Origin of the sequence: Mycobacterium sp., from assembly GCF_019247615.1 — a bacterium.
Classification (GTDB): Bacteria; Actinomycetota; Actinomycetes; order Mycobacteriales; family Mycobacteriaceae; genus Mycobacterium.
On sequence record NZ_JAFBAT010000189.1, the window covers coordinates 1 to 10,882 of the forward strand.

The 10,882-nt window shown below is 69.5% G+C and carries 8 protein-coding genes; 4 read left to right on the forward strand and 4 right to left on the reverse strand.

The window, feature by feature from the left end; translation table 11 throughout:
- Positions 1-419 (forward strand): putative zinc-binding metallopeptidase (locus JO059_RS12820; RefSeq protein WP_293319205.1); only part of this gene is annotated, 419 nt, incomplete at its 5' end.
- Positions 420-427: 8 nt separating this feature from the next.
- Here JO059_RS12820 and JO059_RS12825 read toward each other — a convergent pair.
- The 3 genes from JO059_RS12825 to JO059_RS12835 all read right to left on the reverse strand — a co-directional run bounded on the left by JO059_RS12825 (position 428) and on the right by JO059_RS12835 (position 7,616).
- Positions 428-3,115, reverse strand: a complete 2,688-nt coding sequence (locus tag JO059_RS12825; protein ID WP_293319207.1) for a circularly permuted type 2 ATP-grasp protein — start codon at positions 3,113-3,115, stop codon at positions 428-430.
- On the reverse strand, positions 3,115-6,450 hold the full coding sequence (locus JO059_RS12830; protein ID WP_293319209.1) for a transglutaminase family protein: 3,336 nt from the start codon (positions 6,448-6,450) through the stop codon (positions 3,115-3,117). Before JO059_RS12830 ends, JO059_RS12825 begins: the two co-directional genes overlap by 1 nt.
- Before the next feature lie 107 nt (positions 6,451-6,557).
- Positions 6,558-7,616 (reverse strand): hypothetical protein, encoded by a 1,059-nt coding sequence (locus JO059_RS12835; protein WP_293319211.1) that lies wholly within the window; start codon positions 7,614-7,616, stop codon positions 6,558-6,560.
- A gap of 185 nt (positions 7,617-7,801) precedes the next feature.
- On the opposite strand from JO059_RS12835, the gene JO059_RS12840 reads away from it, so the two are divergent.
- A complete protein-coding gene (locus JO059_RS12840) occupies positions 7,802-9,163 on the forward strand; it encodes a replication-associated recombination protein A (RefSeq protein WP_293319213.1) in 1,362 nt (453 codons plus the stop codon).
- A complete protein-coding gene (locus JO059_RS12845; RefSeq protein ID WP_293319215.1) occupies positions 9,160-9,495 on the forward strand; it encodes a hypothetical protein in 336 nt (111 codons plus the stop codon). Before JO059_RS12840 ends, JO059_RS12845 begins: the two co-directional genes overlap by 4 nt.
- 14 nt (positions 9,496-9,509) lie before the next feature.
- Here the strand turns inward: JO059_RS12845 and JO059_RS12850 are convergent, their stop codons facing one another.
- Positions 9,510-10,133, reverse strand: a complete 624-nt coding sequence (locus tag JO059_RS12850) for a hypothetical protein (protein WP_293319217.1) — start codon at positions 10,131-10,133, stop codon at positions 9,510-9,512.
- A gap of 163 nt (positions 10,134-10,296) precedes the next feature.
- On the opposite strand from JO059_RS12850, the gene JO059_RS12855 reads away from it, so the two are divergent.
- On the forward strand, positions 10,297-10,686 hold the full coding sequence (locus tag JO059_RS12855) for a secondary thiamine-phosphate synthase enzyme YjbQ (protein WP_293319219.1): 390 nt from the start codon (positions 10,297-10,299) through the stop codon (positions 10,684-10,686).
- The last annotated feature ends 196 nt before the right edge of the window (positions 10,687-10,882 follow it).

The following is a 10,882-nucleotide window of genomic DNA, read 5'->3' on the forward strand; positions in this document are numbered from 1 at the left end:
ACGCCGACTATCAGGAGGCGCTGGACCGCCACTACAACGAGGGCGCTCCGGAGGGCTGGCAGGAAAAGTATGTGTCGTCCTACGCGACGATGCACCCCGCAGAGGACTGGGCCGAAACCTTCGCCCACTACCTGCACATCCGCGACACCCTGGACACCTCGGCGTGGTGCGGCCTCGCGCCGGCGTCGGCCACGTTCGACCGTCCGAACTTGGGCCCCAGCGCCTTTCCGAACATCATCGAGATGTGGCTGCCGTTGTCGTGGTCGCTGAACATGGTGAACCGTTCGATGGGCCACGACGACCTGTACCCGTTCGTGCTGCCGGTGGCGGTGCTGGACAAGATGCAGTTCATCCACGACGTGATCGACGAGGTGACGTCGGACTTGCGCGGGCCGGCCGCTGTGGTGGGCCAGGGTTAGGTGTACTGCTAAGCCGGCATGAGGCGCCGTTCGTCGGGGCCCCACAGCGGCTGCATGCCGCTGGGCAGCGCCAGCTGAGTCGCGGTGATGACGTCGGCCAGGCCGCGCAACTCGGCATGTATCGCGTCGAGCAGTTCGGCGAGCTCGGCCCGCTGCGGGTCGCCGGCCGGGGAGGCGGAGATCTCCTCCAGCTCCCCGGGGTGCGATCGGCGCAGGCGGGTACTGATGTCCTCCACCAGCCGCTCGGGACGCGACGATCCCGAGGCGCCGGGCAGGTCCTTGAGGTCGGACCGCAGCCGCTCCAGCTGATACAGCAACGATCGCGGGTTTTGGGCGTCGAAGAGCATCAGCTCGGCCACCGCGGCGACGCTGACGTTGCCCACGGTGCGGCGCCGGAAGATGACCGACGACTCGCACGCCAGCAGCGTCGATTCGATGATCGTCTGCTCGGCCGCCGGGCTGCGCACGGCGGTCAGCGTGGCCCGCAGCAACGCGGTCAGCCATAGGCCGCGCTCGATGCGCTTGCCGATGTCCATCATCGTCCACCCCACGTCACGAACCATCGACTCGGCGGCCACCCCGGACAGCGTCAGCATCCCGGCCAGCGTCTGGGCCTGGGCGGACGCGAGCATGGCGTCCGCCTCGGCCAGGGAGTCCGGGGGGTCGGTCCGAAGCGCCACCGCGCGCTCCACCCCGGCCAGCACCATCCAGGTGTCGTTGGACAATTGGTCCCGTACCGCTCTGGCGGCCAGCGCCAACCCGTCCACCGACTGCAGGAGCGACCCGGGCCGGTTCGGGTCCACGGTGAGGGACCACAGTGTCGAGGGCGTGACGGCGATCATCTCGGCGCGATCGTCGGCGCCTTCGCTACCACCTCCCGTGTCGGTACCGGTGATTCGGCCCAGGGCGGCCATCAGCACTGGGACGCACTGGCTTTCGTCGGTGTCCTGCTGGTGACGGTAGACGTGGAATCGGTCGCGGGCGACGATCAGCAGCCGGGCCATGCCCTCGGCCCGCTCCCCGTAACGTCCCATCCAGAACAGGTCGGACAGCACGCGCGGCGAGCTGACCCCCCAGGTTCCCGCGGCGGTCTTCGCCGGTTTTAGGCCCGACAGGCCCAAAGAGGGAGGAGTCACGGTCTCGGCGCGCACCCGCTCCGTCGGACGCACCCAAACATCTTTGGCGGCAATTGTTTTCAGCTGGTATGCCGGGGTTCCGGGGGCCAACACATAGCCGGCACCGCCGATCATCGGCGCGTAGCCGCCGCGTTGGGCGACCGTGAACAGCCGCACGCCCACCGCCGCCGACGTCAGCCCGCCGGCGTGGTCGCTGGGTGCCGAGGAGAACTGCGGCAACTCCTGGCCGACCCACTGCCACGGCATGTGCTCGATCCGCGCCGCGAGTTCCGCCAGCTTCGAAGACGACAGCGTCGGTCCGACAAAGGTTTTCCCGCCGACCGTCGACTTGACCAACAGCGACGACAGGTTTGCCTGGAGGTGGGAGCGCTCGCCGGCCATGCCGCCCCAATAGACCGGTGCCGTATGCAGCAGGGGGGCTTCGCCCAGAAAGCGCTGCGCCAGGTCGGGCAGGAAACGCAGCAGCCCGGGGCTCTCCAGGATGCCGCTGCCCAGCGTGTTGACGACGGTCACCGTCCCGCGGTGTTGCGCCTCCACCAAACCCACTACGCCCAGCCGGGAATCGGCGCGCAGGTCCAGCGGGTCGGTGTATTGCGCGTCCACCCGCCGAAGAACCACGTCGACGCGTTTCAACGTCCCCAGCGACCGCATCCACAGCTTGCCGTCGCGCACCACCAGGTCCGCGCTCTCCACCAGCGGAAAGCCCAGCAGGGTCGCCAGGTAGGCCTGGTCGAAGGCGGTTTCGGAGTAGATGCCCGGGCTGAGCACCACGACCATGGGGTCCTGCGCGACGTCGGGTGCCGCGTCGATGAGGGCCAGCCGCAGCGCCTGCGCGAACGGCGTCGTCGGGCGTGGCGCGATCCGCTCGTAGAGGTCGGGAACCGCGTGCGCCACCACGCGCCTGTCCGCCAGGGCGTACCCCGCGCCGGACGGCGCCTGCGTCCAGTCGGCGTTGACCTGGAAGGCGCCGTTCGGCAGCCGGCTGACGTCACAGGCGTGCATGAAGAGCTGGTGGCGCCCGGGCACCTCGATGCCGTTGGCGGCCCGCACGTAACCGGGGTGGGCGAACACGAGTTCCGGTGGCAGGACGCCGTCGGTGAGCAGGCCGCGTGGGCCGTAGATGTCGGTCAGCACGGCGTCCAGCAGGCGCGACCGCTGTACCAGGCCGGCCTCGAGCGCATCCCAGTCGGCTGCGGAGACGACGATCGGCAGGGTGTCCAGGCTCCAGGGCCTCGGCTCCAGGGCCTGAGGACCGGATGCGCCGTCCCGGCTGGCATCGACCTCCGTGTAGGTGATGCCGTCGTTGTCGATCAGGCTGTCCACCACCGAGCGCAGCCGGTCCAGCCCCGTCCGGCCGCGCTCGGCGATGGCGTCGGCCAGCTCGGACCATGCCGGCCGCACGTTGCCGTCCGGGTCGACGAATTCGTCGTATGCCACGTCCGGGCCGACCCGGGCTCCTTGGCGCAGATCGAACAGCGCCTCCTGGGTCCGCGCGGTCCGGTACCCGGCCAACAGCCGATCCGCGTCGTACGGGCCGGGCGCAGCTTCGGGGAACGCCATTATTGCTGCACGGTACGCACGCGTCGCAGGTCGAGGATGCCGGGCGCGCCGATGTCGGTGAATATCCTGGCCTGCTTCTCCCGGAGGGCGGACAGATCGATCTTGCCCGGGGTGAAGCCGGTCGCCTCGAAACGGCGGGCGCGGCGGGCCTCGGCCTCGACGGCGTTGACGGGCGGCTCGTCGTAGGCGCGCCCGCCGGGGTGGGCCACGTGGTAGGTGCAGCCGCCGCGTGCGGTTGCGGTGGTCAAATCGATCAGCTCGAACTGCAGCGGGACGTCGGTGGAGATGGTGGGGTGCAGGGCGCTGGGCGGCTGCCAGGCCTTGAACCGCACGCCGCCGACGTTGATGTCGGGATTGTCGGTGGCCAGCAGGGGCACCGGGTATCCGTTGGCGGTCACCACGTAGCGGTGGCGGTCGGCGCCGATGATGCGGACCTGGATGCGCTCGACCGACGAGTCGACGTAGCGGGCGGTGCCCGTGGCGGTCGCCTCCTCGCCGAGGGTGTTCCACGGTTCGATGGCGCCGCGCAGCTCGATCTCGACGCCGTCGAAAACGGCCGTGCCGATGCGCGGGAAGCGGAATTCGGTGAACGGGTCCAGCCAGCTGGTCTCGAAGGCGATGCCGTGCGCGCGCAGGTCGGCGGCCACCTCGGCGATGTCGTGAATCAGGAAGTGGGGCAACAGGTATCGGCCGTGCAGATTCGCACCGTGGCGGATCAGCTGGGCGCGCAGCGGTTCGTCCCAGAACCACGCCACCAGCGAGCGCACCAGCAACGACTGCACCATGGCCATGCGTAGATGTGGCGGCATCTCGAAGCCCCGCAGTTCCAACAGGCCGAGCCGGCCGCGCGGGCTGTCGGGACTGTAGAGCTTGTCGATACAGAACTCGGCCCGATGGGTGTTGCCGGTGATGTCGGTGAGCAGGTGGCGCAGCGCGCGGTCGGTGACCCAGGGCTTGGGGGCGCCCCCTGCCGACAACCGGGAGATCTCCGCGAACGCGATCTCGAGCTCGTAGAGGGTCTCGGCGCGGCCCTCGTCGACGCGCGGCGCCTGCGACGTGGTGCCGACGAATCGCCCCGCGAACAGGTAGGACAACGACGGGTGCCGCTGCCAGTACGTCAGCAGCGACACCAGCAGGTCGGGTCGTCGGAGCAGCGGCGAGTCCGCGGGGGTGACGCCGCCGAGCGTGATGTGGTTGCCGCCGCCGGTGCCGCCGTGGGTGCCGTCCACATCGAACGACTCCGTGGAAAGGCGAGCCAACCGCGCCTGCTCGTAGAGGGATTCCAGCAGTTGAGCCTGCTCGGCGAAGCTGGCGGCAGGCGGAACGTTGACCTCGATGACGCCCGGGTCGGGGGTGATCGTCGCCGACTTCACCCGCGGGTCCGGCGGCGGGCCGTAGCCCTCGACCACCACGGGGCAGTCCGCTTTGGCCGCGGCGGCCTCGACGCGGGCGACGAGGTCGACGAAGTGTTCGAGCGCCTCGGTTGGCGGCATGAAGAGGTACAGCAGGCCGTCGCGGACCTCGGCGACCATCGCCGTCGGCGGCGCCGACTCGGGGTCGGTCACGACGGCCACGCGCGTCTCGGGCTCCACCGCCAGCTCACCCGTCACGGTCGAGGGGTCGGCGTCGAACGACGCCCGCGGCGGCCGCCAACTGATCGAGTCCAGGGGCAGCCGCAGGCCCGCCGGCGAATCTCCCTCCACCAGGACGATGCGGCCGCGGCGGAACCGCCAGTCCGCGCTGGCCCACCCGCTGTCGTCGTCGCGGCGATGCAGGGGCAGCACGAAAGCGGCGGGCGCCGTGGTGGATTCGTCCAGGCGCGCCAACCCCTCGGGGCCCGGGTCGGCACTCGCGTCGACCGGCTCGCCCTGCGGCATCCGCACCTCGGCCGCGAGCCGGGACAGCGGATCTTCGTAGGCGGGACGTACCTGGGAGAGCGGCAGGCCGAAGCCGTGGGCGATCGCTTCGAGCACCTGATAGGCCGCCTCGTTATCGACCGGGTCGGCGGTCACCTGATCGCCGGCCCAGGGGTCGGCCAGCAGGGTGTCGTCGGTCCACAACGCTCGCCCGTCGGTGCGCCAATACAGCGAGATCTGCCAGCGCGGCAACGGTTCCCCCGGATACCAGCGGCCCTGCCCGCGCTGGATAAGCCCGTGCGGGGCCCACACCGCCTTCAGGCGGGCGGCCAGGTCGGAGGCCCGCTGCCGCTTGTGCGGGCCGTCGGCGGCCGTCGTCCACTCGTCGACTGACTCTTCTGGGGGGATGCCCACCGCTACGAACGTCGGCTCCCCGCCGACCGTCAGCCGGACGTCCGCGGCGGCCATTCGGTCGTCGACGCGCCGGCCCACGTCGCAGATCGTTTCCCACGCCTCGTCCGTGTACGGCAAGGTGACGCGCGGGTCTTCGTGGATGCGGGTGACGGTATTGGAGAACTCCAGCACCGATTCGCAGGGTTCGGTGCCGCCGCTGATGGGTGCCGCGGTCGACGGATGGGGTGTGGCCGCCAACGGGATGTGACCCTCGCCGGCCAGCAGCCCGGACGTCGGGTCGAGCCCGATCCAACCGGCCCCGGGGACATACACCTCCGTCCACGCGTGCAGGTCGGTGAAGTCCGCGGCCGGTCCCGACGGTCCGTCGAGGGCCTCGACGTCGGACGCCAGCTGCACCAGATAGCCGGACACGAATCGCGCCGCCAGCCCCAGTTGGCGCAGGATCGACACCAACAGCCACGCCGAGTCCCGGCACGAGCCGACGCCGGTGCGCAGCGTGGTATCCGGTGTCTGCACGCCGGGTTCCATCCGCAGGCTGTAGGCGACGTCGGCGTTGAGGGCACGGTTGAGCGCCACCAGAAAGTCGATGGTGCGAATGCCGTCCGGCACCGAGAAACTGCGCAACCACGCGCGCACCAGCTCGCCGGGCCCCGACCCACTGGAGTCCGGGCCGTCTTCGTCGACGGGACGCAGGTACGGCTCGAGGTCGGCGGCCAGCTCCCTGGGGTAGGTGAAGCCAGGCCCGCCATCAGCGGGAGCCCACATCTCGGCCCAGTCTTCGATGAAGAAATCGAACGGGTTGATCACCTTGAGATCGGCGATGAGCCCGACGGTGATGGTCAGTAGGCTCATGGGATTCGGAAACACCAGCCGGGCAAGGAAGTTGCCCACCGCGTCCTGCTGCCAGTTGATGAAGTGTTCGCTCGGCTCGACCCGCAGGGAGTAGGCCTCGATGGGCGTGCGGCAGTGGGGTGCCGGACGCAACCGCACCACGTGCGGGTACACCCGAACCAGCCGGTCAAAGGTGTAGCTGGTGCGGTGCTCCAGCGCAACTTTGATGCTCATCGGACGATCTCATCACAAGCACCGCGATGCCGCAGCGCAGCGGAATCGGGCTCGCCGGACCGGTCGCCGGACCGGTGTGGCCCGGGTGCGGGCCGATGCGGTCCGGGTTAGCCGGTGCTGTAAGGAGGCGGTCCCTGCTGGTAGCCCGGCGGCGGCCCCTGTTGGTAACCGGGCTGCTCGAGCGCCACGACCTGACCGCCGGAGAGCTTGCGATAGGTGTAGGTCAGCACGAGCTGCGCCACGGGAATGCCGACGAGCAGGCCCACCAAGCAAAGGATTTCCCCGACGATGACCGCCGCGATTTGCACCAGCCAGGACAGCAGCGTGCCGCCGATGTTGGACCTGACCGTCGCGATGCTGGCCTTGATGGATTCGACGGGCGAGACGCCTCGGTCGACCACGAACGGGACTGCGAACATCGCCAGGAAGCCGAAGACGACCCCGGGGATGATGCACAGAATCGTTCCGATCGCCACGCCGACCGCGACCAACAACGCCGCGAGGAACACCCCGCCCAGATTGCGGGGTTTGAAGAACGTTCCGATGGTGACCGGCTTGCCGTCCGCGATGTCAAGGCAACCCGTAAGCATCCCGGCGTGCATCACGACGCCCGCCACGAAGATCAGGACATAGCCGATGATCCAGGCGGCGATGGACGCGGGGCCCAGCGTCACGCTGGTGCTCCCGTACGTCTGCCCGTAGCTGTCGGTGTACGAGGAACCCGAAGACTGGCCGAGCATCGCGGGCAGGATCGAGGTGAGGGTGCTGAGAGCCGTGATGATCAGGCCGTACACCAATATCGGAACGATGAGCGCGGCCGCGTTGGACGTGAACTTGTTCCACGACCAGCTGAACGCGTCGCCGACGTTGAACTGCGGCGTGGGCGGGCCACCGGGGCCCCCTGGGCCGCCGTAGCCCGGCTGCGGGGGGTACCCGCCCTGCGGCGCCCCGTAGCCCGCCTGGCCGGGGGGCGGTGCCTGCGGCGGAGGGGGTGCGCCATAGCCGGAGGGGCCGGAGGGTGGGCCGCCGGGCGGTTGGCCGTAACCGGGGGGCGGGGAAGGCGGCGGTGCGCCGTAACCGGGCGGCGGGGGCGGATAGCCCGGAGGGTTCTGATTTCCCCGCTGAGGGTCCGCCGGGGTGCCTGGATACTCGGGAGGCTGGCTCATGTCCGTCCTAGCTGCTTGATCAACTCTGAAGGGTCTAAAAGGACTGAAGGGTCTAAAAGGACTGAAGGGTCTAAAAGAAGGAGCGCACCGAACTCGGCAAACGGGAACTTAGCAAATATGTCGCCGAGGCGCGCGGATTAAACTCCCCGCGTCTCGGCCGGCGCGCCCGGTGCCCCCGGCGTGGTATGCCTGAAGCCGTGTCCGAAGGGCTGTTTGACCTGCCCGGCGCACCGCAGACGCACCACGAGCGACCGGCCGCGCCGGACGGTGCACCACTGGCGGTGCGGTTGCGTCCGGCGTCGCTGGACGAGGTGGTCGGGCAGGGCCATCTGCTGGCACCGGGCTCGCCGCTGCGCCGCCTGGTCGAGGGCTCGGGTGTGGCGTCGGTCATCCTGTACGGCCCGCCCGGAAGCGGGAAGACCACCCTGGCCGCCCTGATCTCGCAGGCCACCGGCCGCCGCTTCGAGGCCCTGTCGGCGTTGTCCGCTGGCGTCAAGGAGGTGCGGGCGGTCATCGAACAGGCAAGGAGCGGGCTGCTCCGCGGCGAGCAGACCGTCCTCTTCATCGACGAGGTGCACCGGTTCTCCAAGACCCAGCAGGACGCGTTGCTGTCCGCGGTGGAGAACCGGATCGTGCTGCTGGTCGCGGCGACCACCGAAAATCCGTCGTTTTCGGTGGTGGCGCCGCTGCTGTCGCGGTCGTTGATCCTGCAATTGCGGCCGCTGAGCTCTGACGACATCCGCACGGTGGTGCAGCGCGCGATCGACGACCCCCGCGGCCTGGGCGGACGGGTCCGGGTGGACCCCGACGCCGTCGACCTGCTGGTGCGGCTGGCCGCCGGCGACGCGCGCCGCGCCCTGACCGCGCTGGAGGTGTCGGCCGAAGCTGTCCAAGGGGCGAGCGAGCACGTCACCGTCGAGGCCGTCGAGCAATCCCTGGACGAGGCCGCGGTGCGCTACGACCGCGACGGCGACCAGCACTACGACGTCATCAGCGCCTTCATCAAGTCGGTGCGGGGGTCGGACGTGGATGCCGCGCTGCACTATCTGGCCCGCATGCTTGTCGCGGGGGAGGATCCCCGGTTCATCGCGCGGCGGCTGATGATCCTGGCCAGCGAGGACATCGGGATGGCCGATCCGAGCGCCCTGCAGATGGCGGTCGCCGCCGCGCAGACCGTGCAGCTGATCGGCATGCCGGAGGCCCAGCTGACGTTGGCGCACGCCACCGTCCACCTGGCGACCGCGCCCAAGTCGAACGCGGTCACCACCGCGCTGGCGGCGGCGATGAGCGACATCAAGGCCGGCAAGGCGGGCCTGGTGCCGGCACACCTGCGCGACGGGCACTACTCGGGCGCGGCCGCGCTGGGCAACGCGCAGGGTTACCGGTACTCCCACGACGACCCCGACGGCGTAGTGGCGCAACAGTATCCGCCGGACGAGCTGGTCGGCGTGGACTATTATCGGCCCACCGGCCGCGGCCTTGAACGTGAGATGGCCCGCAGGCTGGACCGGCTGCGCGCCATCATCCGGGAGAGGGGACGGCCATGAGGACCTTCACCGACCAGGAGATGGGCGAGCTGCTGCCCACCGCCAAGCCCTACAGCGCCGTGATCCTGAAGAAGGGCCCGAACTTCGATGACGACGCGGCGCCCGGCATCATCTGGGAGCACGGTCGCCGCAACTTCGGCCTGCGCGACGACGGCGTCATGGCGGTGGTGCTGCCGGTCGTCGACGGTTCCGAGGTGTGCGGCATCTGTGTGTTCGCGACGACGCTCGACGAGGCCGCCGCGATCATGAACGACGATCCCGGGGTCGCGGCGGGCGTCTTCACCTACGAGGTACACGCATGCCGCGGATTTCCGGGGGACGCGCTGCCCTGAGTCGCGCCCGACGGTCAGACCAGCTCGGGCACCCGCAAGCGCGCGATCGCCAGTTCGAACTCCGCCACGTCAACCACCTCGGCGCCCAAGTCGCGCACGCGCCTGCTGCGCAGCTCCGTGGCCCGGTCACGGTTTCGGGCCATCGCGTCCATGCTGTCGAACGTGGAACAGGACACCGCCCGCCGGCATGCCGGGTGGTCGACCATCAGGCTGGCGCTGCAGAAGCCGTCGAGTTGCTCCATCTCCGGGAGCACGGACGTGCGGTAGAAGTCCAGGGATCGGCTGAGCTGATCGGGCACCACCTTGAGCCAGGTGGCCCGGACGCACGCCCCCTCCTGCGAGCGGTGGTCGCGGTGCACCAACGCGATGTCCCACTCCTCGACTCTCGCGCTGCCGTCGAACATCAATGCCGCACGGTCGCGGATCGGTGCCACCCGCTCGGCGCTGGCGCGCATCGTCTCGATGGTTTGCCAGGCGCTGGTGGCGATGCACATGCCGGACTGGCGGTCCACCAACAGCGACACCCCGACACACCCGTTCATCGCCTGTAGAGCGGGCATGACGACGTCGCGCACGTGCGCGATGCCGATGTCGATCGACAAGGGTTGCGCCTGAATGGTGGTGGAGCGTGCGTACACGATCGGCCCTCCTGTGTCGGGGGCGGCGCCTCGGCGGCGCCACCGGTCCTTTAGTCACCTTCCTCCTCCCGCTCGACGCTGGCAATGGCTTTTGTGGCCGGGCTCACAAGGGATTGGCTGGGCCCAGTAGCTGCGCCGTAGGCTTGTCCGGGTGCATACCGATGTGCTGGAAGTGGACACCGCCCGGCGCCGCATCGTCGACCTCACCGATGCGGTGCGCAGGTTCTGCTTCAGCTACGGCGACGGGCTGTGCAACGTGTTCGTTCCGCACGCGACGGCCGGGGTCGCGATCATCGAGACCGGCGCCGGCTCGGACGACGACCTGGTGGACACGCTGGAACGGCTGTTGCCCCGCGACGACCGATACCGGCACGCGCACGGCTCGGCGGGCCACGGGGCCGACCATGTGCTTCCGGCGATCATCGCGCCGTCGGTCACCGTCCCGGTCGCGAGCGGAGACCCGCAGCTGGGCACCTGGCAAAGCATCGTGCTGGTCGACCTCAACCGAGACAATCCGCGGCGGTCGGTTCGGTTGAGCTTTCTGGAGGGGTAGCGGCACATAGGCTGGAAATCGGGCTGGAAATCGGGCTGGAAATCGGGCTGGAAATCGACTCGACAACTCAGGAAGAAGCGGATCAGAAGTGCAGACACACGAGATCAGGAAGAGGTTCCTTGATCATTTCGTGAAGGCGGGCCACACCGAGGTGCCCAGCGCATCGGTGATCCTCGACGACCCGAACCTGCTCTTC

Excerpts from the sequence above, each read along its gene's own strand:
- JO059_RS12845 (WP_293319215.1), top strand. The coding sequence starts at position 9,160 with ATGAGGACCTTCACCGACCAGGAGATGGGCGAGCTGCTGCCCACCGCC.
- JO059_RS12825 (WP_293319207.1), bottom strand. The coding sequence starts at position 3,115 with ATGGCGTTCCCCGAAGCTGCGCCCGGCCCGTACGACGCGGATCGGCTG.
- JO059_RS12840 (WP_293319213.1), top strand. The coding sequence starts at position 7,802 with ATGCCTGAAGCCGTGTCCGAAGGGCTGTTTGACCTGCCCGGCGCACCG.
- JO059_RS12835 (WP_293319211.1), bottom strand. The coding sequence starts at position 7,616 with ATGAGCCAGCCTCCCGAGTATCCAGGCACCCCGGCGGACCCTCAGCGG.
- JO059_RS12830 (WP_293319209.1), bottom strand. The coding sequence starts at position 6,450 with ATGAGCATCAAAGTTGCGCTGGAGCACCGCACCAGCTACACCTTTGAC.